Annotated in this window: 26 protein-coding genes, 1 tRNA gene and 1 other RNA gene; 11 read left to right on the top strand and 17 right to left on the bottom strand. The window is 54.9% G+C overall.

From position 1 onward, the window contains the following. Window positions 1–79 precede the first annotated feature (79 nt). Together QMG44_RS20700 and QMG44_RS20695 are read left to right on the top strand one after the other, a co-directional pair. Window positions 80–155: transfer RNA gene (locus tag QMG44_RS20700), tRNA-Lys, on the top strand. Between the two features lie 27 nt (window positions 156–182). Next, window positions 183–310, top strand: a non-coding RNA gene (locus QMG44_RS20695) — RtT sRNA. Window positions 311–359: 49 nt separating this feature from the next. Here the strand turns inward: QMG44_RS20695 and QMG44_RS20690 are convergent. From QMG44_RS20690 to xapA, 3 genes are all read right to left on the bottom strand, one after another. Beyond that, window positions 360–1,247 (bottom strand): LysR family transcriptional regulator, encoded by an 888-nt coding sequence (locus QMG44_RS20690; protein WP_020883096.1) that lies wholly within the window; start codon window positions 1,245–1,247, stop codon window positions 360–362. A gap of 68 nt (window positions 1,248–1,315) precedes the next feature. Next, the gene (locus tag QMG44_RS20685) at window positions 1,316–2,572 is read right to left on the bottom strand and encodes a nucleoside permease (protein ID WP_086532237.1); all 1,257 of its coding nucleotides are present in this window, start codon (window positions 2,570–2,572) and stop codon (window positions 1,316–1,318) included. 51 nt (window positions 2,573–2,623) lie between these two features. Beyond that, complete coding sequence (gene xapA / locus QMG44_RS20680; protein ID WP_014171078.1) at window positions 2,624–3,448, bottom strand: xanthosine phosphorylase; 825 nt, start codon at window positions 3,446–3,448, stop codon at window positions 2,624–2,626. Window positions 3,449–3,655: 207 nt separating this feature from the next. On the opposite strand from xapA, the gene QMG44_RS20675 reads away from it, so the two are divergent. Continuing rightward, window positions 3,656–3,997: a FlxA-like family protein gene (locus QMG44_RS20675; protein WP_020883093.1), complete on the top strand. Its 342-nt coding sequence runs from the start codon at window positions 3,656–3,658 to the stop codon at window positions 3,995–3,997. On the opposite strand, the gene QMG44_RS20670 is transcribed toward QMG44_RS20675, so the two are convergent. Next, window positions 3,994–4,929, bottom strand: a complete 936-nt coding sequence (locus QMG44_RS20670; protein WP_086532236.1) for a LysR family transcriptional regulator — start codon at window positions 4,927–4,929, stop codon at window positions 3,994–3,996. The genes QMG44_RS20675 and QMG44_RS20670 overlap by 4 nt on opposite strands. Window positions 4,930–5,018: 89 nt before the next feature. On the opposite strand from QMG44_RS20670, the gene QMG44_RS20665 reads away from it, so the two are divergent. Then, the gene (locus QMG44_RS20665; RefSeq protein ID WP_014171081.1) at window positions 5,019–6,014 is read left to right on the top strand and encodes a bile acid:sodium symporter family protein; all 996 of its coding nucleotides are present in this window, start codon (window positions 5,019–5,021) and stop codon (window positions 6,012–6,014) included. Here the strand turns inward: QMG44_RS20665 and QMG44_RS20660 are convergent. The 3 genes from QMG44_RS20660 to zipA all read right to left on the bottom strand — a co-directional run bounded on the left by QMG44_RS20660 (window position 6,011) and on the right by zipA (window position 9,299). Next, window positions 6,011–6,226: a DUF3820 family protein gene (locus QMG44_RS20660; protein ID WP_014171082.1), complete on the bottom strand. Its 216-nt coding sequence runs from the start codon at window positions 6,224–6,226 to the stop codon at window positions 6,011–6,013. The genes QMG44_RS20665 and QMG44_RS20660 overlap by 4 nt on opposite strands. A gap of 1 nt (window position 6,227) precedes the next feature. Beyond that, a complete protein-coding gene (ligA, locus tag QMG44_RS20655) occupies window positions 6,228–8,243 on the bottom strand; it encodes an NAD-dependent DNA ligase LigA (protein WP_025203500.1) in 2,016 nt (671 codons plus the stop codon). A 69-nt stretch (window positions 8,244–8,312) separates the two neighbouring features. Continuing rightward, a complete protein-coding gene (gene zipA / locus QMG44_RS20650; protein WP_020883089.1) occupies window positions 8,313–9,299 on the bottom strand; it encodes a cell division protein ZipA in 987 nt (328 codons plus the stop codon). A gap of 230 nt (window positions 9,300–9,529) precedes the next feature. Between zipA and cysZ the strand changes: the two genes are divergently transcribed. The 5 genes from cysZ (at window position 9,530) to crr (ending at window position 14,323) form a co-directional block, all read left to right on the top strand. Continuing rightward, on the top strand, window positions 9,530–10,291 hold the full coding sequence (cysZ, locus tag QMG44_RS20645) for a sulfate transporter CysZ (protein WP_086532234.1): 762 nt from the start codon (window positions 9,530–9,532) through the stop codon (window positions 10,289–10,291). 163 nt (window positions 10,292–10,454) lie between these two features. After that, a complete protein-coding gene (cysK, locus tag QMG44_RS20640) occupies window positions 10,455–11,426 on the top strand; it encodes a cysteine synthase A (RefSeq protein ID WP_020883087.1) in 972 nt (323 codons plus the stop codon). A 317-nt stretch (window positions 11,427–11,743) separates the two neighbouring features. Continuing rightward, the gene (gene ptsH, locus QMG44_RS20635; protein ID WP_000487600.1) at window positions 11,744–12,001 is read left to right on the top strand and encodes a phosphocarrier protein Hpr; all 258 of its coding nucleotides are present in this window, start codon (window positions 11,744–11,746) and stop codon (window positions 11,999–12,001) included. Between the two features lie 44 nt (window positions 12,002–12,045). Beyond that, the gene (ptsI, locus tag QMG44_RS20630) at window positions 12,046–13,773 is read left to right on the top strand and encodes a phosphoenolpyruvate-protein phosphotransferase PtsI (RefSeq protein ID WP_014171087.1); all 1,728 of its coding nucleotides are present in this window, start codon (window positions 12,046–12,048) and stop codon (window positions 13,771–13,773) included. A gap of 40 nt (window positions 13,774–13,813) precedes the next feature. Then, window positions 13,814–14,323: a PTS glucose transporter subunit IIA gene (gene crr, locus QMG44_RS20625; RefSeq protein ID WP_003861316.1), complete on the top strand. Its 510-nt coding sequence runs from the start codon at window positions 13,814–13,816 to the stop codon at window positions 14,321–14,323. Window positions 14,324–14,367: 44 nt separating this feature from the next. Here crr and pdxK read toward each other — a convergent pair whose 3' ends face one another. The 10 genes from pdxK to QMG44_RS20575 form a co-directional block, all read right to left on the bottom strand. Further along, complete coding sequence (pdxK, locus tag QMG44_RS20620; RefSeq protein ID WP_020883086.1) at window positions 14,368–15,204, bottom strand: pyridoxine/pyridoxal/pyridoxamine kinase; 837 nt, start codon at window positions 15,202–15,204, stop codon at window positions 14,368–14,370. 5 nt (window positions 15,205–15,209) lie between these two features. Then, entirely contained in the window at window positions 15,210–16,121 is a 912-nt protein-coding gene (gene cysM, locus QMG44_RS20615) for a cysteine synthase CysM (protein WP_014171089.1), read from the bottom strand. Between the two features lie 112 nt (window positions 16,122–16,233). Then, window positions 16,234–17,328 (bottom strand): sulfate/thiosulfate ABC transporter ATP-binding protein CysA, encoded by a 1,095-nt coding sequence (gene cysA / locus QMG44_RS20610; RefSeq protein WP_014171090.1) that lies wholly within the window; start codon window positions 17,326–17,328, stop codon window positions 16,234–16,236. Further along, window positions 17,318–18,193: a sulfate/thiosulfate ABC transporter permease CysW gene (cysW, locus tag QMG44_RS20605; protein WP_086532233.1), complete on the bottom strand. Its 876-nt coding sequence runs from the start codon at window positions 18,191–18,193 to the stop codon at window positions 17,318–17,320. The genes cysA and cysW overlap by 11 nt, the downstream gene beginning before the upstream one ends. After that, window positions 18,193–19,026 carry a sulfate/thiosulfate ABC transporter permease CysT gene (gene cysT, locus QMG44_RS20600; RefSeq protein ID WP_020883084.1) on the bottom strand — a complete coding sequence of 278 codons (834 nt, stop codon included), beginning with the start codon at window positions 19,024–19,026 and terminating at the stop codon, window positions 18,193–18,195. The genes cysW and cysT overlap by 1 nt, the downstream gene beginning before the upstream one ends. Next, entirely contained in the window at window positions 19,026–20,039 is a 1,014-nt protein-coding gene (locus QMG44_RS20595; protein ID WP_047743027.1) for a sulfate ABC transporter substrate-binding protein, read from the bottom strand. The genes cysT and QMG44_RS20595 overlap by 1 nt, the downstream gene beginning before the upstream one ends. Before the next feature lie 175 nt (window positions 20,040–20,214). Further along, complete coding sequence (locus QMG44_RS20590; RefSeq protein WP_014171094.1) at window positions 20,215–21,114, bottom strand: Dyp-type peroxidase; 900 nt, start codon at window positions 21,112–21,114, stop codon at window positions 20,215–20,217. A 92-nt stretch (window positions 21,115–21,206) separates the two neighbouring features. Further along, window positions 21,207–21,782: an RpoE-regulated lipoprotein gene (locus QMG44_RS20585; protein WP_020883081.1), complete on the bottom strand. Its 576-nt coding sequence runs from the start codon at window positions 21,780–21,782 to the stop codon at window positions 21,207–21,209. Window positions 21,783–21,845: 63 nt separating this feature from the next. Further along, on the bottom strand, window positions 21,846–22,295 hold the full coding sequence (locus QMG44_RS20580; RefSeq protein ID WP_047955930.1) for a DUF2919 domain-containing protein: 450 nt from the start codon (window positions 22,293–22,295) through the stop codon (window positions 21,846–21,848). Then, complete coding sequence (locus QMG44_RS20575) at window positions 22,282–22,707, bottom strand: GNAT family acetyltransferase (RefSeq protein WP_020883079.1); 426 nt, start codon at window positions 22,705–22,707, stop codon at window positions 22,282–22,284. Before QMG44_RS20575 ends, QMG44_RS20580 begins: the two co-directional genes overlap by 14 nt. A 212-nt stretch (window positions 22,708–22,919) precedes the next feature. Between QMG44_RS20575 and amiA the strand changes: the two genes are divergently transcribed. Next, complete coding sequence (amiA, locus tag QMG44_RS20570; protein ID WP_014171098.1) at window positions 22,920–23,795, top strand: N-acetylmuramoyl-L-alanine amidase AmiA; 876 nt, start codon at window positions 22,920–22,922, stop codon at window positions 23,793–23,795. Continuing rightward, window positions 23,795–24,694: an oxygen-dependent coproporphyrinogen oxidase gene (hemF, locus tag QMG44_RS20565; protein WP_025203494.1), complete on the top strand. Its 900-nt coding sequence runs from the start codon at window positions 23,795–23,797 to the stop codon at window positions 24,692–24,694. Before amiA ends, hemF begins: the two co-directional genes overlap by 1 nt. Window position 24,695: the final 1 nt, after the last annotated feature.

The following is a 24,695-nucleotide window of genomic DNA, read 5'->3' as shown; positions in this document are numbered from 1 at the left end:
GGCGATTAGCTCAGTTGGTAGAGCATCTCCTTTACACGGAGGGGGTCGGCGGTTCGAGCCCGTCATCGCCCACCATTTCGGGTCGTTAGCTCAGTTGGTAGAGCAGTTGACTTTTAATCAATTGGTCGCAGGTTCGAATCCTGCACGACCCACCAATGTAAAAAAGCGCCCTAAAGGCGCTTTTTTGCTATCTGCGGTATGGATGATTCGAACCTGCAGCAGGTCCGAGCCGAACGCAGTGAGGCAACGGAGCCGTTTACGGCGACGGCCCGAAGGGCGAGCGAAGCGAGTCATCCTGCACGACCCACCAATGTAAAAAAGCGCCCTAAAGGCGCTTTTTTGCTATCTGCGGTATAACATCACTCTTCCGTCAACGTTGCGATCAACGACTTAATCGCCGGTGTCGCCTGCTTCTCGTCATACACCACATACAAATCTGCCGGTATACGTACCTGTAATGGACGAAATACCACACCGGGCCACTGCATTTGCGCATAGCTGTCAGCAGCTAACGTAATCCCCATTCCCATGCTGATCATTGCCAGCACCGTCTGTGGTTCATCGGCTTCACGCACTATCATCGGTGAAAAACCGGCCTGCTGACACACTCGCTGTAAGAACGACCAGTCAGAATGCGCAGACGGCATAGTTACAAAGTACTCATTCTGCAGTTCGGTGAGCGCAATTGCGCTTTCCCCCACCAGCCGGTGATCCTCCGGCAGCGCAACCAGAAACGCCGCATCCCGTAAGCGGATACTGGTAAACCCTGCGGTGGGCTCGGTTGCCATTCGCCAGATCCCGACATCCAACTCCCGACGCTCCAGCAGCGCCATTTGCATTACCGGCGACTTTTCGCGAAAGACGACATCAACGTTCGGATGCTCTTTCAAAAATGTGCGCATGACCGTGCGCACTTCGCTCCACATGGCGGTACCGACAATGCCCAGCGCAATCCGCCCCGCCTCACCCCGTCCAATTTGTTCGACCCGCGCCAGTGCCTGGTTTGCGCTGGCAAGCAGTCGACGGGACTCTTCCATCAACACTTTACCCGCATGGGTCAAGGCGACGCTTCGTGAGTGGCGAATAAACAGTAAGGTACCGAGCTGACTTTCCAGCTCTTTTATATGCAGGCTCAACGGCGGCTGCGACATATTGAGACGGGCCGCAGCCCGTCCAAAATGAAGTTCCTCAGCGACGGCCAGAAAATAGCGCAGCAGCTTAAGGTCGGTTCGGTAGACGCGTTCCATCAACACATATCCTGGCGATAACACTTATGCTCCCACCTTAAAGCCTTTCACCGCCTGCCGGGAAAACTTTAATGCGCAACTGTGCGCAACTCGCTGTTTTGACTGGTGTGGCGATAGTTAAAGCTGAAATAAAACACCACGGCGAGCACCAACGCATACGCCGCAAATACCAGCCAGATGGTCTGCCAGTCTTTCACCCCATCCACGGAGAAATAATCTACCGCCGCGCCGCTCAATACCGATCCGAAATAAGCACCGATACCGTTAACGGTCGTCATAAACAGCCCTTGCGCGCTGGCGCGGATATCAGCGCTTACCTCCTGTTCGACAAACACCGAGCCGGAGATGTTGAAGAAGTCGAACGCGCAACCATAGACCAGCATTGACAGCATCAACAGCCCGACGCCTGTCGCGGAAGGATCGCCATACGCAAAGAGTCCAAAACGCAGCATCCAGGCCACCATGCTTATCAGCATCACGGTTTTTATGCCAAAACGTCGGAGGAAGAAAGGAATGGTCAGGATGAACAGCACCTCTGACATCTGCGAGACGGAGAGCAAAATAGAAGGATATTTAACGATAAAGCTTTCCGCATACGCCGGATTACGCGCAAAATCATGCAGAAAGGGGCTACCGAAAGTATTGGTGATTTGCAGCACGGCGCCCAGCAGCATCGCAAACAAAAAGAACACCGCCATTCGGGGCTGTTTAAACAGGACGAACGCATTCAGGCCAAGTTTGCTTGTCAGCGACGATGAGGTTTTATTCTTCGCCACCGGAATGGCCGGTAACGTCAGTGAATAGAGCGCCAGTACCAGCGACGCGGCAGCAGCAATGTAGAGTTGAATGTTGGTTAACTCTGCCCCCATCAGGCTTATGGCCCACATCGCCACAATGAAGCCTACCGTGCCATAGACCCGCACCGTTGGAAAATGGGTCACCGTGTCCAGCCCTGCCTGCTCAAGACAGGAGTAGGAAAGGGTATTCGATAGCGCAATGGTCGGCATAAAGGCCATGGCATTAACCAGCATGACCCAGAACATCAGCCCCGGCTCATTGACCTGCGCGGCATAGCAAAGCGCAACGGCACAGACGAGATGGCAAATCACATATGCACGATCTGCCCGCAGCCACTTATCGGCAATAATGCCCACCAGCGAGGGCATCACGATCGCGGCAAGCCCCTTCGAGCTGTAGACCATCCCCACGTCAGAGCCGGAAAAACCCAGGGTGTTAATCATGTAAGCGCCGAGAGTAACGAGCCAGCTTCCCCAGATAAAATATTGCATAAAGGACATCATCTTTAAGCGCGTCGTGATGTTCATACCCGATTCCTTATGGCAGAGTGGCCCTCACGGGCCACGATGTTGTTTCGCTCAGGCAAGCTGGCGCAGAAAACCGCAGATAAGATCGATGAAGTTCTGGCGAGAGAGTTCGGCGGCGGCAAGCGTTTGTTCATGCGACAGTTTTACATCGCTCAAACCTTCAGCAAGGTTGGTTATGGCCGAAACGGCGACCACCTTCAGGCCACAGTGGCGCGCCGAGATCACTTCCGGCACCACTGACATTCCCACCACATCTCCGCCGATGATCTGCATCATGCGGATCTCAGCCGCGGTTTCGAAGTTAGGGCCTGGATAAGAGACAAACACCCCTTCATGCAATGGAAAGCCCTTCTCGCTCGCCACGGTCTGCAGCAGGGCACGGCAATCTGCATCATAAGCATTGGCCAGCGAGAAAAAACGGTCGCCAAAACGGTCATCGTTCAGCCCGACCATCGGGGTACCCGGCAGGGTGTTGATGTGGTCGCTGAGGGCAACCAGGCTTCCCGGTTCAACCTCCGGACGTAATGAACCGGCGGCATTGGTACTGAACAGCAGTTCGCAGCCCAGCAGTTTGAAGGTGCGGATTGCATCGGTCATGACGGCGATGCCGCGGCCCTCATAGAAGTGACCGCGCCCTTTCATACAGGCGACCGGAACACCGGCAAGATGCCCCAACACCAGCTCACCGGCGTGACCGTGAACGGTGCTCACCGGGAAGCCCGGCAGTTTTTCATAGCTCAGTACTACAGCATCAACAATCTGCTCGGCGAGCGCGCCAAGACCAGAGCCGAGAATAAACGCAACCCGCGGAGTGAAATCAGGTTTAGCGGCACGAATGATGTCGGCAGAGAACCAGGGATTATTCGAGAGGGTCATAAAAGCTCCTTGAGAATTAAGATCGCGATATCACCGATCGCATGACCTTAGTCTTATATCTGGAGCCTGCGGGTTACCTCCAATACACTTTCTCGGCACCATCAATACTGATTTGGTATCAATACCTTTCCCTGCCAGATATGGCAGTTTTGCTCAAGCTAATTGCGTTGGCGCCGATACCTCTTTTTTACAGCGAGAGGAAAAAGTATGACGACCATTCAGGCTACAACCCAGCCCATTCAAACCAGCGGTGGCGGGAGTCGTTCTTCCGGCGGCAACGATATCGCTGCCCAGATCAGCCGTATCACTGACAAGATAACCAAGCTGACTCAACAGTTAAAAGAGGTTGCGAACGGTTCCGGCAGTGCGGAAGAGAAGAAGAAACAGCAGGAGCTTATCCAGGTGCAAATCAAAGTGCTGCAGGCACAGCTCGCACAGCTGCAGCGCCAGCAGGCGGAAGAAGCCCAGAAGAAACAAGAGCAAAGTCTGGTCAACGTGGAAGGCCCGAAGAACGCATCAGACAATCATCAAATAGACATCTACGTCTAACGCTCTGTTGAGTTAAACAGTGGATCGCGTATACGGGCCTCGGTTAATCGTTGCGCCTGGATACGCACCACTTCCCAGATAGCCTGCGCAGCCCCGGAGAGTGAACGGTTTTTTCGCCGTACCAGCATCAGTTTTCGCTCAATAGCAGGCGTCAGTCGCTTCACGACCAGACGGCTTCCCTGCGGCAAAGGGAGCGCCAGGGCGGGTAATACACTGATCCCTATGCCGGCCTCCACCATGGGAAACAGCGTTGCCGGGTGTCCAATCTCCTGCACAATGGTCGCCTTAACGCCCTGCGTCACCAGCGCAGAATCAATCAGCGGACGGCTGCCTGAGGCATAATCCTGTAATACCAGGTTCGCTCCCTGCAACGCCTGCCAGTGAACAGACGGCTGCACGGCTAGCGGATCGTCGTCCCGGCAAAGCAACAGAAACGGCTCAGAAAGCACAATTTCACATTCCAGGTCACTCACCTGACCGGGATCGATAACAATACCAAAATCCACATCACCCTGACGGATGCTCTCCAGCACCCACTGCTGCGGCCTGTCATGCAAAACAAAATCGATATCCGGATAGCGATGATTACCCTCTGCAATACACTGCGGGATAAGGTGCGCGGATATCGTCTGGCTGGCCGCAACCCGCACGGTACCCGACAGCTGCTGTCCCAGTCGACCTACATCTCTGAGCGTACTGTTGAGTTCGTCCAGCAGCCGTTCAAGGCGCTGAGCCAGCTGCTGTCCGGCTTCCGTGAGCACGACTTCACGCGTGGTGCGATCAAGCAGCCGGACACCCGTCTGGCTCTCCAGCTCTTTCACGCTGTGGCTTACCGCGGACTGGCTCAGGCCGATGATCTCCCCTGCCCGGCTGAAGCTGCGGGCATGGGCTACGGTGACGAAGATGCGAAGCTGGCGTAAGGAATAATTCATCTGTTTAATTCATGAATGGATGCAATAAATCAATTTTATTTCTCAAACGGAAAAAAGCACAATAGCGATATCTGTTTTCAGGAGTCATTATGAAACTATTTCGTATTCTTGATCCGTTTACGCTTACTCTGGTTGTCACGGTATTACTGGCCTCCTTCTTCCCCGCACGGGGCGGGTTCGTTCCTTTTTTTGAAGGACTGACGACCGCGGCCATCGCGCTGTTGTTCTTTATGCACGGCGCAAAGCTCTCACGCGAAGCCATTATTGCGGGGGGGAGCCACTGGCGACTGCATCTGTGGGTGATGTGCAGCACGTTCATCCTCTTCCCTGTACTCGGCGTACTGTTCGCATGGTGGGCGCCGGTGAATGTCGACCCGGCCCTTTATACCGGCTTCCTGTATCTGTGCATTCTGCCGGCCACCGTGCAGTCCGCTATCGCGTTTACCTCTCTGGCGGGCGGTAACGTCGCAGCCGCAGTCTGTTCAGCGTCGGCATCCAGCCTGTTAGGGATTTTCGTTTCGCCGCTGCTGGTGGGTCTGCTGATGAACATGCACGGCGCGGAAGGTAACCTGGAACAGGTAGGTAAAATCTGTCTGCAGCTGCTGTTGCCGTTTGTGCTGGGTCATCTCTCTCGTCCGTGGACGGGCGCGTTTGTTGCAAAGCACAAAAAATGGATCTCAAAAACCGACCAGTCATCGATTCTGCTGGTGGTCTATTCAGCCTTCAGTGAAGCGGTTGTGAATGGCATCTGGCATAAGGTGGGCGCAGGCTCGCTGCTGTTTATCGTGGTGGTCAGCCTTGTTCTGCTGGCGATTGTGATTGGCGTAAACGTCTTTGTGGCCCGCAAGTGCGGCTTCAACAAAGCCGATGAAATTACCATTGTCTTCTGTGGCTCGAAGAAGAGCCTGGCGAACGGCATTCCTATGGCAAACATTCTCTTCCCGACCTCAATGATAGGGATGATGGTACTGCCACTGATGATTTTCCATCAGATCCAGCTGATGGTCTGCGCGGTGCTGGCGCGTCGTTACAAACGCCAGACGGAAAAACAGGCGCAGGAAGAGACCCGCGCCGCGAAAGCTTAAGGACGTTTCAGGGGCTGAACCAACTGCGTCAGCCCCTCGGTTTTAATCAGTAACGTGATAGCCATCAGCTCACCCAGTCGTCCAGCCGGGAACCCATCTTTGCGGGCAAACCACAGCAAATAATCTTCCGGTAAATCAATCAGCCTGCGGCCCTTATATTTACCGAATGGCATCTCCGTGTTGGCGATCTCAACGAGCTGCTCTTTCTCCACGTTACTCTCCTAACAGGCGCATCATTTCCGCTTCGTCGATAACCTCAATGCCCAGCTCCTGAGCTTTAGCAAGCTTCGAACCGGCGGCCTCCCCGGCAATAACCAGGTCGGTTTTCTTCGACACGCTGCCTGCCACTTTTGCGCCCAGCGCAACCAGTCGCGCTTTAGCATCATCACGTGAAAGCTGGCTCAGGCTGCCGGTCAGAACGACCGTTTTGCCGGCAAACGGGCTGTCGATCTCGTCAGCGTTGACCACGACCGGAGCCGGCCATCTGATGCCCTCTTCCAGCAGCTTGCCGATCACCTCGCGGTTGCTCTCTTCGGCAAAGAAGTTAAAGACATGCGTCGCGACGACAATCCCCACGTCCGGGACTCTCTGCAGCTCGTCAATACTCGCTTTTTCCAGAGCTTCCAGCGTACCGAAATACGCCGCCAGCCCCGCCGCCGTGGCTTCGCCCACTTCGCGAATACCGAGCGCATAAAGGAATCGGGCAAAGGTTGTCTCTTTGGCAGCATCCAGGGCATTAACCACATTCTGGGCCGACTTAGGTCCCATGCGATCAAGACCCGTGAGTTTACCCGCGGTCAGTTTGAAGAGATCTGCAGGCGTATGAACATATTCTTTCTCTACCAGCTGATCGATAATTTTGTCGCCCATTCCGTCGACGTCCATCGCCCGACGGGAAACGAAGTGCTTCAGTGACTCTTTACGTTGTGCCCCGCAGATTAAGCCACCCGTACAGCGAGCCACCGCTTCACCTTCAACGCGCTCAACGTCAGATCCACATACCGGGCAATGCGTCGGGAACACGATGGCGCGCGTATCGTCAGGACGCTCTGACTCAACCACGTTCACCACCTGCGGGATAACATCGCCCGCGCGACGAATCACCACTTTGTCACCAATGCGCAGGCCGAGACGTTCAATTTCATCGGCGTTATGCAGCGTGGCGTTACTCACCAGCACGCCGGCAACCTGCACCGGCTCCAGACGGGCAACTGGGGTAATCGCGCCCGTACGGCCCACCTGGAACTCCACGTCACGGACAAAGGTCATCTGCTCCTGCGCCGGGAATTTAAACGCCACTGCCCAGCGTGGCGCGCGCGCCACAAAGCCTAACTGCTCCTGCAACGCAAGTGAGTTAACCTTGATAACCACGCCATCAATATCAAAACCAAGCGTCGGGCGGTCTTCTTCCACTTTGTGGTAGAACGCCAGCACGGCTTCCGGGGAGTCGCACAGCTGAACACGGTTACTCACCGGCAGGCCCCACGCTTTAAACTGCAATAAACGTCCAAGATGGGTATCCGGCAGTTCACCGCCTTCCAGAATCCCGACGCCATAGCAGAAGAAAGTAAGCGGTCGCTTCGCGGTGATACGGGGATCAAGCTGGCGCAAGGAGCCTGCCGCCGCATTACGCGGGTTAGCAAACACTTTCCCGCCGGTACGGCGCGCCTCTTCGTTGATTTTCTCGAAGCCCGCCTGCGGGAGGAATACTTCACCGCGCACTTCCAGTCGGGCTGGAATATTATCCCCTTGCAGCTTCAGCGGGATCGCACGGATGGTGCGTACGTTGGTGGTAATGTCTTCACCCGTCGTACCATCACCCCGCGTCGCGGCACGCACCAGCACACCGTTTTCATAGAGAAGGCTGACCGCCAGACCATCCAGCTTCAACTCGCAGCACCAGGTCAGGGAGTCGCTGCTTTTGAGGCGATCCTGCACGCGCTTGTTAAACGCGAGGAAGCTCTCTTCATCAAAGACGTTATCCAGAGACAACATTGGGACTTCATGACGTACCTGACTGAAAGCACCCAGCGGCTCCGCACCCACGCGCTGCGTGGGTGAGTCGGGCGTAATCAATTCCGGGTGCTGCGCCTCTAGCTCGCGCAACTCGCGCATCAGACGGTCATACTCCGCATCCGGCACTTCCGGCGCGTCCATAACATGATAGAGGTATTCATGATGGCGAAGCGTGGTTCGCAGTTCAGTGAGTTGTTGTTCGATTGAGTCCATATCACACCATCAATGAGAAAAAACCCCCGACATGCGGGGGTTGAGGAGGAGTCGATGTAAACGCGATGATTACGCGTTGGCTTCCTTAACTTCGCGGATGCGGTCCTGATACTCGCGCAGTTTCTGCGGCGTCATCATACGACGCTGATCGTCGAGCACCACACCACCGACTTCGTCAGCAATGTGCTGTGCGGACTGCAGCATCAGCTTAAAGTTTTGCAGTTCATCACCGTAGGACGGCACCTGCATGAAGATAGTGACACCCGGCGTCACGAAATCACCGGTCATTTCCGGGTCAAAGGTGCCAGGGTTGACCATATTGGCCAGGCTAAACAGCGCCGGACCGCTACCGTCAGGACTCAGGTGACGATGGAAAATATTCATGTCGCCAAACTTGAAGCCTGCCTGTTGAATGCTGTTAAGCAGGACATCGCCATTCAGGTGGGTGCCATGATGCGCAGCCACGTTCATGATGATGACCGCTTCTTTACGCTGCGGTTTTTCAACAACCGGTTCTGGCTCAACCACGGGCTCTGGTTCAACGAGCGGGGCCGGCGCAGGCTGAGGTGCAGGCTGCACGTGAACAGGCTGCTGCGGTTGGTGTACCGGCTGTGCAGGCTGTTGTGGCGCAGGTTGCTGCACAGGCTGTTGCTGAACCGGCTGTGGCGCAGCAGGCTGCTGATGGACAGGCTGTTGCGGCGGCTGACGCACCGGCTCTTCTCCAGGCTGCGGCGCCTGCTGGCGCGGCTGTGCAGAAGCATACGGCGGTTGATACTGGTGCTGCGGAGGCTGACGAGGGGCTTCATGCTCCCCATGAGCCGCGCCGGGCGCAGTATTGACCCGATGAACACGAACTTCACCCACGCCGTCGTCGTCGCTTCCGTCGATGTCATTTTCACTGTCATCGTCATCACGACTGGACTTCATGCGCTTCAGTGGGCGATCGCGAAACATAGAGGAACGCTCTTTACGGCTGGTCCAGAAACCATGTACCAGTAAAGCGATTATGGCGATCGCGCCAACAATGATTAATATCAGACGCAAATCCTGCATCATTATATTCTCTGTTGTTCTAACACCTTGCCACCACGGCAAACATTTACTCACTAAGAGTATTTGCCGTTTACGTCAAGTGCAAGTGTGTGCAGAGCATTCACAGCATAAAGATGAACTAAATCGTGCTTTTTGCTGTTTTTTCGAACATTTCCGAACTGGTCATTGGTCCGTAAGTGGATAATATAGGCGGGCAATTCCACTGGTTGTGAAAAAAGGAGTACAGCCTGGTTATGGTTTCAACATCATCTTCTCCCCCGCGCAGCGGCGTCTGGTATTTTTCTCAGGGCTGGAAACTGGTCTCACTGCCGGGGATTCGTCGCTACGTCATTCTGCCGTTGCTGATTAACATTATCCTGATGGGCGGCGCGTTCTGGTGGCTGTTCACCAAACTGGAGAGCTGGATCCCTTCGCTGATGAGCCATGTGCCGGACTGGCTGCAGTGGCTGAATTACCTGCTCTGGCCGGTAGCGGTTATCTCCGTGCTGCTGGTGTTCGGCTACTTCTTCTCGACGATTGCAAACTGGATAGCGGCGCCGTTTAACGGCCTGCTGGCAGAACAGCTGGAAGCACGTCTTACCGGTGCAACGCCGCCGGATACGGGCATGGTGGGGATCATGAAAGATCTCCCACGCATCATGAAGCGCGAATGGCAGAAGTTTGCCTGGTATCTTCCCCGCGCCATTGTGCTGCTTATCCTTTATTTTGTCCCTGGCGTCGGTCAGACGGTGGCCCCGGTGCTGTGGTTCCTGTTCAGCGCCTGGATGCTGGCAATCCAGTACTGCGATTATCCGTTCGATAACCACAAGGTGCCGTTCAAGACGATGCGCAGCGCCCTGCGCACGCAAAAAGTCGCGAATATGCAGTTCGGGGCGCTGACCAGCCTGTTCACCATGATCCCGGTGCTCAACCTGTTCATCATGCCGGTCGCCGTTTGCGGCGCAACGGCGATGTGGGTTGACTGCTACCGTGCTAAGCACGCGTTATGGAAGTAATGCAAAAATGTGTAAAAAGGGGGTGGCTTATGCCGCCCCTTATTCCATACTGATCCCCATTATTTCCTTGCAGTATATAGATATGCGAATTCCTTACTTCCCCCTACCTGTTCAACAGGTATGCTGGGACGGTATCCCAATTTCATACAGTTAAGGACAGGCCATGAGTAAGATTTATGAAGACAACTCGCTGACTATCGGTCATACGCCCCTGGTTCGACTGAACCGTATCGGTAATGGACGCATTCTGGCGAAGGTCGAATCACGTAACCCGAGCTTCAGCGTGAAGTGCCGTATCGGTGCAAATATGATTTGGGATGCTGAAAAACGTGGCGTGCTGAAGCCAGGCGTTGAGCTGGTTGAACCGACCAGCGGTAACACCGGTATCGCACTGGCCTATGTTGCGGCGGCGCGAGGTTATAAACTGACGCTGACCATGCCTGAAACCATGAGCATCGAACGTCGCAAACTGCTGAAAGCGCTGGGCGCGAATCTGGTACTGACCGAAGGTGCCAAAGGCATGAAGGGTGCGATTCAGAAAGCAGAAGAGATTGTTGCCAGCGATCCGGCGAAATATCTGCTGCTGCAGCAGTTCAGCAACCCGGCGAACCCGGAAATTCACGAAAAGACCACCGGCCCGGAAATTTGGGAAGATACCGACGGTCAGGTTGATGTATTTATCTCCGGTGTAGGCACCGGCGGAACCCTGACTGGCGTGTCGCGCTATATAAAAGGCACAAAAGGTAAAAAAGACCTGATTACCGTTGCCGTGGAACCAACCGACTCACCGGTGATCACCCAGGCGCTGGCGGGCGAAGAGATCAAACCCGGCCCACATAAAATTCAGGGTATCGGTGCCGGCTTCATTCCGGGCAACCTGGATCTGAAGCTTATTGATAAAGTGGTGACCATCACCAACGAAGAAGCTATCTCTACCGCACGTCGCCTGATGGACGAGGAAGGTATTCTGGCGGGCATCTCTTCCGGTGCTGCTGTTGCGGCAGCGCTCAAACTTCAGGAAGATGAGGCCTTTACCAATAAGAACATTGTGGTTATCCTGCCTTCATCGGGTGAGCGTTACTTGAGCACCGCACTGTTTGCCGATCTGTTCACTGAAAAAGAACTGCAACAGTAATGCCAGCATGTTAATAACGCGTAAAAAAGCACCTTTTTGGGTGCTTTTTTGTGGCCTGCTTCAAAGTTTTACCCCTCCTGGCATTGATTCACCCCGTTGGGTCTGGTATTTAAACCAGCAATTATTTTGATGCGTGAAATTAATCAGTGAACGAAATAGCCTTGCTGAATCGATTTTATGATTTGGTTCAAGTCTTGCTTTCGCTGCATAATGTTTAATGACGATCGAAACGTCAGCGCTAACAATACAGGCTAAAGTTAAGTCGCCAGGCTAGACTTTAGTTCCACAACACTAAACCTATAAGTTGGGGAAATACAATGTTCCAGCAAGAAGTTACCATTACCGCTCCGAACGGTCTGCACACCCGCCCTGCTGCTCAGTTTGTTAAAGAAGCGAAAGGCTTCACTTCTGAAATCACTGTGACTTCCAACGGCAAAAGCGCCAGCGCAAAAAGCCTGTTCAAACTGCAGACTCTGGGTCTGACTCAGGGTACCGTTGTCACCATCTCTGCTGAAGGTGAAGACGAGCAGAAAGCAGTTGAGCATCTGGTAAAACTGATGGCTGAGCTCGAGTAAGTTTCCGGGTTCTTTTAAATATCAGTCACAAGTAAGGTAGGGTTATGATTTCAGGCATTTTAGCATCCCCGGGTATCGCTTTCGGCAAAGCACTGCTGCTGAAAGAAGACGAGATCGTCATCGACCGGAAAAAAATTTCTGCCGACAAGGTTGATCAGGAAGTTGAACGTTTTCTGAGCGGTCGTGCCAAGGCATCTGCGCAACTGGAAGCAATCAAGACTAAAGCTGGCGAAACTTTCGGTGAAGAAAAAGAAGCCATCTTCGAAGGGCACATCATGCTGCTCGAAGATGAGGAGCTGGAGCAGGAAATCATAGCCCTGATTAAAGATAAAAGCATGACGGCAGACGCTGCTGCGCATGAAGTTATCGAAGGTCAGGCAACTGCCCTAGAAGAACTGGATGATGAATACCTGAAAGAGCGTGCGGCTGACGTACGTGACATCGGTAAGCGCCTGCTGCGCAACATCTTGGGTCTGGCCATTATCGACCTGAGCGCTATTCAGGATGAAGTCATCCTGGTTGCCGCCGATCTGACCCCGTCTGAAACCGCACAGTTGAACCTGAAAAAGGTCCTCGGTTTCATCACTGACGCGGGCGGCCGTACCTCCCACACCTCTATCATGGCGCGTTCTCTGGAACTGCCTGCCATTGTGGGTACCGGTAGCGTCACCTCTCAGGTCAAAAACGACGATTATCTGATTCTGGATGCCGTAAACAACGTGGTTTACGTCAACCCAACTAACGAAGAGATCGAAAAACTGCGCGCGGTTCAGGAGCAGGTTGCGACTGAAAAAGCGGAACTCGCTAAGCTGAAAGACCTGCCAGCCATCACTCTGGACGGTCATCAGGTTGAAGTGTGCGCAAACATCGGTACCGTACGTGACGTCGATGGCGCTGAGCGCAACGGCGCGGAAGGTGTGGGTCTCTATCGTACTGAATTCCTGTTCATGGACCGTGACGCGCTGCCAACTGAAGAAGAACAGTTTGCTGCGTACAAAGCTGTGGCTGAAGCGTGTGGCTCTCAGGCAGTTATCGTCCGTACCATGGATATCGGTGGCGACAAAGAGCTGCCATACATGAACTTCCCGAAAGAAGAGAACCCGTTCCTGGGCTGGCGTGCAATTCGTATCGCGATGGATCGTAAAGAGATCCTGCGCGATCAGGTTCGCGCTATCCTGCGTGCGTCTGCTTTCGGTAAACTGCGCATCATGTTCCCGATGATCATCTCTGTTGAAGAAGTGCGTGCACTGAAGAAAGAGATCGAAATCTACAAACAGGAACTGCGCGACGAAGGTAAAGCATTTGACGAGTCAATTGAGATCGGCGTGATGGTGGAAACACCTGCGGCGGCGACCATTGCGCGTCATTTAGCCAAAGAAGTTGATTTCTTTAGTATCGGTACCAATGATTTAACGCAGTACACCCTGGCAGTTGACCGTGGTAATGATATGATTTCACATCTCTACCAGCCAATGTCACCGTCCGTACTGAACTTGATCAAGCAAGTTATTGATGCTTCTCATGCAGAAGGTAAATGGACTGGCATGTGTGGTGAGCTTGCAGGCGACGAACGTGCTACACTTCTGTTGCTGGGTATGGGTCTGGACGAATTCTCTATGAGCGCCATTTCCATCCCGCGCATTAAGAAGATTATCCGTAACACGAACTTCGAAGATGCGAAGGTGTTAGCAGAGCAGGCTCTTGCTCAACCGACAACGGACGAGTTAATGACGCTGGTTAACAAGTTCATTGAAGAAAAAACAATCTGCTAATCCACGAGATGCGGCCCAAATTACTGCTTAGGAGAAGATCATGGGTTTGTTCGATAAACTGAAATCTCTGGTTTCTGATGATAAGAAAGACTCCGGAACTATTGAGATTGTTGCTCCGCTCTCCGGCGAGATCGTCAACATCGAAGACGTGCCGGATGTAGTGTTTGCTGAGAAAATCGTTGGTGATGGCATTGCTATCAAACCAACTGGCAACAAAATGGTTGCTCCAGTTGACGGCACCATCGGTAAAATTTTTGAAACCAACCATGCGTTCTCTATCGAATCTGATAGCGGTATCGAACTGTTCGTTCACTTCGGTATCGACACCGTTGAACTGAAAGGCGAAGGCTTCAAACGTATCGCGGAAGAAGGCCAGCGTGTTAAAGTTGGCGACCCGGTCATTGAATTCGATCTGCCACTGCTGGAAGAAAAAGCCAAGTCTACCCTGACGCCGGTTGTTATCTCCAACATGGACGAAATCAAAGAACTGATCAAACTGTCTGGCAGCGTCACCGTGGGTGAAACCCCGGTTATCCGCATCAAGAAGTAATTCTTGCCGCACAGAAAAATGGCGCCTTCGGGCGCCATTTTTGTTTATGCGGGCAGGATAAGCTCGTCGTAGCCTTTCGACTGCGTATAAATCATCACATCAGTGACGCGGTCTCCGGCCATGCGAATCGCATCGGCAACGGTTTTGCCCTCAACGATCCCGCTTACCAGCTCTGAACAGAAGAGATCGCCCGTGCCTTTCAGGTCCGTTTCAACACGCGGATGCGCACTGACGGTCACACCGTCTCGGGTAACCAGCACCACGTGAATATTCTCCGGATCGTCCGCCACCGGCGCACTGGTGATGGCCACCCATTTCAGCGTGTCGGAAAGTAACCCCTGCGCTGCCGCTATGGCACTTTCAGGCGTACGACACGGTTTACCGCTTAACACTTCCAGCTCAAAGACGTTAGGCGTGATCCCCTGCGCCAGTGGCAGCAGGTACTCCCGATACGCCTCAGGGATATCAGGTTTCACATACATCCCACTGTCAATATCGCCAATAACGGGGTCAACCAACACCAGCAGGTCAGGATGCTGCGCTTTGATCGTGTTGAGCCACTGCGCCAGGCATTTTATCTGGCTGGCACTGCCCATGTAGCCCGTGGTAACGGCTTTAAGCTCGCGCAGGATCTCGCGCTCTTCCAGCGCCTTAAGATACCCGCTGAACCACTCATCGGGGATCACGCCGCCGTAAAAGGTATCGTAGTGCGGCGTGTTGCTGAACAGCACGGTCGGCACGGCGGTGACGGTCAGCCGGTGGGTACGAATGTTCGGCACCGCAATGCTGTTCCCCACGCTGCCGTAAACCACCTGCGACTGTACCGCGACAATATCGGTTTGCTGCGCCCGGGTGTTATCCCGGAATAAAATCATCTCCATGACGCTTAAATCCCCGCCCCCTGCGTATAACTCTCTTCACCAAAGACGCCGGTAGAAAGATAGCGATCGCCGCGGTCGCAGATAATCGCCACCACGACAGCCCCGGGATGTGCCTGCGCAACACGCAATGCTCCCGCTACCGCGCCACCCGAGCTGACCCCGCAGAAGATACCTTCACGCACGGCCAGTTCACGCATCGTATTCTCCGCCTCGCGTTGATGAATATCCAGCACCTGATCCACCAGTTGGGCGTTATAAATACCCGGCATGTATTCCGCCGGCCAGCGGCGAATACCCGGTATGCTGCTCCCCTCTTCCGGCTGCAGACCCACAATCGTTACCGCCTTTTCCTGCTCGCGCAGAAAACGGGATACGCCGGTAATGGTCCCTGTCGTGCCCATGCTGGAGACGAAGTGAGTGATGCGCCCGTTGGTCTGCTGCCAGATTTCCGGACCGGTAGTGGTGTAGTGAGCGTACGGGTTATCCGGGTTATTAAACTGATCGAGCAGTTTGCCTTCACCGCGTTCGGCCATGGCTAGCGCCAGATCGCGCGCCCCTTCCATCCCCTCTTCTTTAGAGACCAGAATCAGTTCGGCACCATAGGCACGCATCGCCGCACGGCGCTCCTGGCTCATGTTATCGGGCATCAGCAACGTCATGCGATAGCCTTTCAGCGCGGCAATCATCGCCAGCGCAATACCGGTGTTACCGCTGGTGGCTTCAATCAGCACGTCGCCGGGCTGAATTTCACCGCGTTTTTCGGCCTGCACAATCATGGAGAGCGCAGCCCGGTCCTTCACCGAACCGGCAGGATTATTGCCTTCGAGTTTGACCCAGATTTCGCTGCCGTTGTCCGGCCCCATGCGCTGAAGTTTGACCAGAGGGGTGTTGCCGATGGTGTGTTCTAATGTGTTCAAGATCGCTGTCCAATAAAAAGCCCGGTGGCGCGCAGCGCTCCGGGCATACGGAGATCATATTCCAGACCGGCTAAGCGCAGCGCCTCCGGTCAAACTACGTGTCATTAACCTATCAGGCTGACTCCGCCAGAGCAATATCCTCGCGCGTCTCTATGCGCTCATTGCCATGATAAATACGGGCATGCTGCAGCCCAACAAACAGGCGTTCGCCCCGGTACGGCGGCTCGTCATCACGCATCACCACCGTCAGCGGCTCGGTATACCAGCCCAGCGGTTGTACCACCAATTGGGTGTAGTGCCCTTTAGGGCTAGCTTCCAGCACCTGCACCGGCAGCGGTGAATCCAGACTCGTCCGGCGGCTCACGTCCACTTCCCAGGGACGCAGGAACAGATCGACCGGCCCCTGATGTGCGGAGGTGTATCCCAGCGGCCAGCGGTGTGCGCCCACGTGGAATTGCCCACCGCGGATGGTGCCCTGCAACCGGTTAACTTCGCCCATAAACTCGAGGACAAATCGGGTCGCCGGTTCACGCCAGAGCTGCTCTGGCTCATCAACCTGTTCGATGTTCCCCTGGCTCATCACCACCACGCGGTCCGCGACTTCCATCGCCTCTTCCTGATCGTGGGTGACGAAGACGCTGGTGAATTTCAGCTCTTCATGCAGCTGACGCAGCCAGCGGCGTAACTCTTTACGCACCTGCGCATCCAGCGCGCCAAACGGCTCATCCAGCAGCAGAATTTGCGGCTCAACGGCCAAGGCCCGCGCCAGCGCGACGCGCTGCTTCTGGCCGCCGGAAAGCTGCGCCGGGAAGCGGTCAGCCAGATGCGCAAGCTGTACCATCTCCAGCAGTTTGGTCACTTTCGCTTTGATGGTGGCCGCATCCGGGCGCTCGCGGCGAGGCAGCACGGTCAGACCGAAAGCGATGTTATCGAACACGGTCATATGGCGGAACAGCGCGTAATGCTGGAACACAAAGCCCACTTTACGGTCGCGGGCATGCAAACGGCTTACGTCGGTACCGTGAAAACGAATATGTCCGCTGGTCTGATGCTCAAGCCCGGCGATAATGCGCAGCAGCGTGGTTTTACCCGAGCCAGACGGCCCGAGCAGTGCCACCATTTGTCCGGAAGGGATATCCAGCGAGATATCATTCAGCACCTGGGTGCGACCAAAAGACTTCTTAATATTGGCAATCTCAATGCTCATGATTTCCCTCCTGGTGCTGACGTTTTTCCTGGTTCTCTAAACGCCACTGCACCACACTCTTCAAAAACAGGGTCAAAATCGCCATCAGCGTCAGTAACGCTGCGGCAGTAAAGGAACCGACGGTGTTGTAGTCCTGTTCCAGTAATTCAATCTGTAACGGTAACGACAGCGTTTCGCCGCGGATGGAGCCCGAGACGACCGAAACTGCACCGAACTCGCCAATGGCGCGGGCATTGGTCAGCACGACGCCGTAGAGCAGCGCCCAGCGAATATTCGGCAGCGTCACGCGGCGGAACATCTGCCAGCCGGATGCGCCCAGCAGAATTGCCGCTTCGTCTTCATTGCTGCCCTGGCTTAACATCACCGGGACCAGTTCGCGCACCACAAACGGACAGGTTACAAACACCGTGACCAACACCATGCCCGGCCAGGCGAACATGACCTGCAGGTTATGCTCATCCAGCCAGCCGCCCAGCTGGCCGTTAGAGCCGTAGAAGAGCAGATAAACCAGACCGGCCACTACCGGCGACACGGCAAACGGGATATCCAGCAGGGTCAGCAGCAGCTGACGTCCCGGGAAGTTAAAGCGCGTTACCAGCCAGGCCAGCAGCGTACCGAACACCAGGTTGACCGGCACCGTGATAAGCGCAATCAGTACGGTCAGCCAGATGGCGTGCAGCATATCCGGGTTCGCCAGGTTTTCCAGCGCGGGCATCAACCCCTTGCTGAACGCCTGAACAAAAATATAAATCGTCGGCACGACGAGAATAAAGGCGGACACCAGCACGCCCGTACCAATCAGAAACCATTTTCCCCAGTTGATACGGTGAGCATCGTATCGCTTCAATTGAGTAACTTCCGCCATCAGTGACCTACCACGCGTCGACCAAAGCGACTTTGCAGAGTGTTAATTGAGTAGAGCAGCAGCAGCGATGCGGCAAGAATGACCGAGGCAATCGCGCTCGCCGCCGGGTAATCAAACTCCTGCAAGCGGATAAAAATCATCAGCGAGGTGACTTCGGTTTTCCACGCAATGTTCCCGGCAATGAAAATAACCGCGCCGAACTCACCGAGGCTACGGGTAAACGACAGCGCGATACCGGCCAGCAGCGCTGGAGAAAGCTCAGGCAGGACGACCTTGCGGAAGCTCTGCCAGCGCGTGGCACCCAGCGTTTCCGCCGCTTCTTCGTATTCAGGGCCTAATTCTTCGAGCACTGGCTGCACGGTGCGTACAACAAAAGGAATGCTGGTAAACGCCATCGCGACCGCGATACCGAGCCAGGTATAGGTCACTTTGATATCAAGCTTCGCCAGCCACTCACCGTAAAACCCGTTCACGGAAAAGAGCGAGGCAAGGGTTAAGCCCGCCACCGCCGTCGGCAGCGCAAACGGCAGGTCCATTAACGCGTCGAGCAGCGTACGGCCCGGGAAACGGTAGCGGGTTAAGATCCACGCCATCAGCAGGCCAAAGGCCCCGTTAAAAATGGACGCCACAAACGCCGACAGCAACGTCACCTTATAGGCTGCGACGACCTGCGGGTTGGTTATCACTTCCCAGTACTGCGCCCAGCTCATTTGCGCAAGCTGCATCACCAGCGCGCTGAGCGGCAACAATAAGATCAGGCAGACGAACAGCAGGCTGGTCCCGAGGCTTAAGGTAAAGCCCGGCAGCACACGTCTGGTAGAGACTGCAAACATTACTTACGCCCCGCCGCCAGCAATTTGTCTAACTCACCGCCGCTGGCAAAATGCGTTTTCATGACATCAGGCCAGGAGCCGAAATGGTCTTCCACGCGGAACAGCTCGGTCTGCGGGAATTTATCCTTCAGTTTGTTCATCACATCCGGGTTATTCACGCGGTAGTAGTAATCGGTAATGATCGTCTGCGCCTGTGGGCTGTACAGGTAGTTGAGGTAAGCTTTTGCCGCTTTCTCTGTACCGTTGGACTGCACGTTTTTATCTACCCACGCTACCGGGAACTCGGCGAGGATATTGGTTTTCGGGATAACGACCTCGAAGCCCTGCGCGTCGTACTGTTTGCGGATATTATTCACTTCCGACTCAAAGCTGATCAGCACATCGCCCAGTCCGCGCTCTGCAAAGGTCGTGGTCGCGCCGCGACCGCCGGTATCAAACACCTCGACGTTTTTCAGGAACTGGGTCATGAACTGCTCGGTTTTCGCTTTATCGTTACCGTCAGCTTTGTCCGCCGCGCCCCACGCAGCCAGATAGGTATAGCGCGCGTTACCGGAGGTTTTTGGATTCGGGAAAATCAGCTTCACGTCGGAACGCACCAGGTCATTCCAGTCGTGGATATTTTTCGGGTTGCCTTTACGTACCAGGAAACCCATGGTGGAGTAGAACGGCGAGCTGTTGTTCGGCAAACGACTCTGCCAGTCAGCGGCGATCAGCTTGCCTTTGTCGTGCAGGATCTGCACGTCAGTGACCTGGTTATAGGTCACCACATCCGCTTTCAGCCCCTGGAGAATGGCCAGCGCCTGCTTGGACGACCCTGCGTGTGACTGTTTAATGGTCAGCTTGTCGCCGTTGTTGTCTTTCGCCCACTGCTGTTCAAACGGTGGGTTAAGGGCGGCAAACAGCTCGCGGGAAACATCATACGAACTGTTCAGCAGCTCAGTAGCCTGCGCCTGTGCCACCAGCAGCAAACCTGCCAGTGCCAGCGATCCTTTTTTCAGTACAGTAACGGCCATTGCGCACCCTTATAAATGTGATGACTATCTTATAGTCATAATATTTATAACGAGGACGAAAGGAGTAACGGTTTTATATACCGTTTGGTGATTTACAAGCAGAAAAGAGAATAAGGGTGCAGCCCGTCGTGGTCCGCACCCCAGCCCTCTCCGTGCGGGAGAGGGTGGAAAGCACTTACAGCGCCAGCAGACGCTCGACGGACGGGGCGAAGTAGTAGCCGCCGGTCACCGGTTTGGTGAAGCGCAGCATGGCGTCACGCTTGCCGTCGGTATCGCCAAACATGCTCAGCAGCTGCTGTTCGATGTTATGCAGGCGCGCGCAGTACGCACAGAAGTAAAGACCGTGGGTACCGCTTGCTGTGCCGTATGGCAGGCTCTGGCGAACAATCTTCAGACCTTTTCCGTCTTCCTTGAGGTCAACACGGCTCAGGTGAGAGGTAACAGGACGGGCATCGCCGTCGATCTCTTCGTTGGCCTCTTTCGTACGGCCAATCATCATCTCCTGGTCATGCACGCTCATGCGGTTCAGCTGCTTGAGGTTGTGCTCCCAGCGCTGGACGAATACATAGCTGCCGCCCGCGTCGACACCGTCTTTGATTACCGCCACTTCCCGACGCGTCTCTTCACCCGCCGGGTTTTCAGTTCCGTCAACGAAGCCGCTCAGGTCGCGTTCTTCCACCCAACGGAAACCGTGGATCTCTTCCTGAACGTCAATGCTGTCACCAAAAGCCGCAACCGCCGCCTGGGCAACGGAGAAGTTCACATCATGACGCAGCGAGAGAATGTGGATCAGCACGTCGAACTGCGTTGCGGGTGCCAGGCCTTTACCGTAAGGGATAAAATCCTTCAGCTCTTCGGCACCTTCGCCACCGCTCAGTTGACGCCAGACGTTATGACCAAAGGCAACGACCGCGCCCAGATGGGCATCCGGGAATTTGGCCTGGAAGGTGGCCAGCTTATCAACGAACGCTTTACTGGCCGCACGCAGGGCATCCACATCCCCTTTAACATTGGCTTCAATCCAAATCGCCGCGCGGCAATGTTCTGGCAAAATGCCACTCTGAACCTGAGACATCGCTCCTCCTGAAATAAAGATGCCACGTCAGCGTGGCATTGATGGCGGCTATTATACCCGTATTTCAGCGAGACGGTTTGTTCAGGCGCAAATTACTGCTTCCAGATAATTTTGCTCACTTTCCAGCTTTTCAGCGTGTCGTCAGACGGCATTAAACCTTCCGGACCACTCCAGGTACCGGTGAAGAGATAGCTGATGTGCTGGCTGCCCTGCGCTTTACATTCCACCGCCACGCCGTCGTCAGACGGGGCGCTGGTGCAGTTGCCGAAGGCCTGTTTATAGAGTTCGCTAAACGGGGTTCCCACTTTCACACCGCTTTCGGTTGGGATGTCGTCGTCCATCACAGCAATGCGGTTTACCGTGCCTTTATCACCGTTAATCACCAGCGCCAGCGTGTCACCCTTCAGCGCTTCGAAATAACGCACGATATTGCCGTTTTCTGTTTTCATGCCGCTGCGCAGGCGATAACCGCCACCCAGTGCATCCTGAAGGGCGTCCTGATCCAGCGCCGTCGCGGCGGTAATTTTACCCACGCCCTGCTCGGTCACTTCCGTTGAAGAGCCAAACCAGTTCCACGGATAGGCCGCAGACCAGTTAATTGATGAGAGCGTTGAACAGCCGGTTAACGCCAGCGGGAGAGCGCATAAAAGTAAACGCAACGATTTCATTGAAACGTCCTTACGAGTTAAATCAACGCTTGTTGGAGTGCGGTATCGGCAAAAAGTGCCAGGTTAATCTTCCTGATGCGTAAAACAGGCGCGAAGGCGGGGATTCGTCAGCAGCCACAGCAGCGCCACGATATCCGCCACGACCAGCGCAATACCGATCCCCGTAAGCGGTTCACCGCTCCACCAGAGCACCGGTTGCCAGACGAGCAGCGCAAGCTGAGCGAGGATCAGCAGCCAGCGAAGCGCACCCCACAGGCGCGGGATCGTATGCCGTCGCCCGCTGCATAAAAACGCCACCACCGCCGGCACGCCCGGCAGCAAGCCGAGCCAGAAGGCATCATGATCGGGATAAAAGAGCGTCAGAAGCGTATCGCCCTGCCCGCGCGAGGCGGCGGCCATCACAAACAGCACCCAGGTACGGGCCTGCAGCAGCAGAACGCACCAGAACAAAAAGGGCAGCCTGACACGCCCTTGCGCATCATAATCTGCCGGATGGATCTCAGTACTCTTCATCTTCTATCAGGCGCTTACCTAAGCTCAGTACGTCCGCGTGTTCATAACCCAGGCGTTCATACATGCCCAGCACCACGTCGTTATCTTCCCGCACCATGATCTGAATCTTCGGGCAGCCGCGGGCAATCAGTTTCTTTTCCAGTCGATTGAGCAGCGCATTGGCGATGCCGCGCGCACGAAATTCCGGGTGCACGCCCAGATAATAGGCCGAGCCGCGATGGCCGTCGTACCCGCCCATCACTGTTCCCACCACCTCGCCGTTGACTTCTGCCACCAGAAACAGACTGACGTCGTGATTCAGCTTACGTTCAATATCCATTTCCGGATCGTTCCACGGACGCAGCAGATCGCAGCGCTCCCAAAGGGTGATCACCTCTTCGAAATCTTCCTGGCGAAAAACGCGTATCTCCATGGTATTAACCGCCTTTTCGGGTTTAAAAACAGTGATTATGGCGTGAACATCGCGTTTAGCCAATAACCGGGGAAAAACTCGCCAAAATTTGGCATAATGTCACTTTGTCACGTATTGAAATGAAAAGTAAAACAATTCTCAATAAGGACTGTCGTAACGCTAATCACGATACGATATAACACCAGGACCCCAATTTTTACAATTCAGGCCGCATGAGCACATTCAAACCATTAAAAGCACTCACATCGCGTCGTCAGGTTCTCAAAGCGGGGCTGGCGGCCTTAACGTTAACGGGCATCGCACAGCAGGCTCAGGCTAAAGAAGAGAGCACGCTCAAAACCAGTAACGGACACAGTAAACCGAAATCGAAAAAGCCGGGCGCGAAGCGTCTGGTCATGCTGGACCCCGGTCACGGCGGAATTGATACCGGCGCTATTGGTAAAAACGGTGCGAAAGAAAAGCATGTCGTGTTAGCGATTGCAAAAAATGTGCGCGCAATTTTACGCAGCAATGGCATTGACGCCCGCCTGACGCGTTCTGGCGACACGTTTATTCCGCTGTACGACCGCGTAGAGATCGCCCACCAGCACGGTGCCGATCTGTTTATGTCGATTCACGCGGACGGTTTTACCAACCCGTCGGCGGCGGGGGCTTCGGTGTTCGCCCTCTCCAACCGTGGGGCGAGTAGCGCCATGGCGAAATATCTCTCCGATCGTGAAAACCGGGCGGATGAGGTTGCGGGGAAAAAAGCCACCGACAAAGATCATCTGTTACAGCAGGTGCTGTTTGACCTCGTTCAGACGGACACCATTAAAAACAGCCTGACGCTCGGCTCGCATATTCTGAAGAAGATTAAACCGGTGCATCGCCTGCACAGCAGGAGCACCGAACAGGCGGCGTTCGTGGTGCTTAAGTCGCCGTCAATTCCGTCCGTGCTGGTGGAGACGTCGTTCATCACCAACCCGGAGGAAGAACGCCTGCTCGGCACCACCGCGTTTCGCCAGAAGATCGCCAACGCCATTGCCTCAGGCATAATCAGTTACTTCAACTGGTTCGATAACCAGAAAGCGCACTCCAGGAAACGTTGATGAAACCCAATGCACAGCTGGTAAAAACATTCCTGCTGCAGCTGCAGGATGAGATTTGCCAGAAACTGGCCGCCGCAGATGGCGGTGAATTTCAGGAAGATAGCTGGCAGCGCGAAGCCGGTGGCGGCGGACGCAGCCGCGTGCTGCGTAACGGCGGCATCTTTGAGCAGGCTGGCGTCAATTTTTCCCACGTCCACGGAGACGCGATGCCTGCTTCCGCCACGGCCCATCGACCAGAACTGGCAGGCCGCAGCTTCGAAGCAATGGGCGTATCGCTGGTGGTTCATCCGCACAACCCGTATGTGCCGACCAGCCATGCCAACGTGCGCTTTTTCATTGCTGAAAAGCCCGGAGCCGATCCGGTCTGGTGGTTTGGCGGCGGTTTTGACTTAACGCCCTACTACGGGTTTGAAGAAGATGCCGTGCACTGGCACACCACCGCACGCGATCTCTGTCAGCCGTTTGGGGATGACATCTACCCGAAATTTAAAAAATGGTGCGATGACTATTTTTATCTGAAGCACCGTGATGAGCAGCGCGGCATTGGTGGGCTGTTCTTTGACGATCTCAACACGCCAGATTTTGATACCGCGTTCAGCTTTATGCGGGCGGTAGGTGAAGGGTATACCGGGGCCTATCTGCCGATCGTGGCGCGGCGTAAAGATACCGACTACGGCGTGCGCGAGCGCGAGTTCCAGCTTTACCGCCGCGGGCGCTATGTAGAGTTCAACCTGGTATGGGATCGCGGTACGCTGTTTGGCCTGCAGACCGGCGGGCGCACGGAGTCCATTCTAATGTCGATGCCGCCGCTGGTTCGCTGGGAGTACAGCTACGAGCCAAAAGAAGGCAGCCCGGAGGCTGCCCTGAAAGACTTTATTACGATTCGGGACTGGGTGTAAT

It is taken from the genome of Enterobacter sp. 200527-13 (genome assembly GCF_027924865.1).
GTDB lineage: Bacteria > Pseudomonadota > Gammaproteobacteria > Enterobacterales > Enterobacteriaceae > Enterobacter > Enterobacter ludwigii.
The sequence above is the reverse complement of the archived record's forward strand: the minus strand, read 5'-3'. Positions and strand labels throughout refer to the sequence as shown.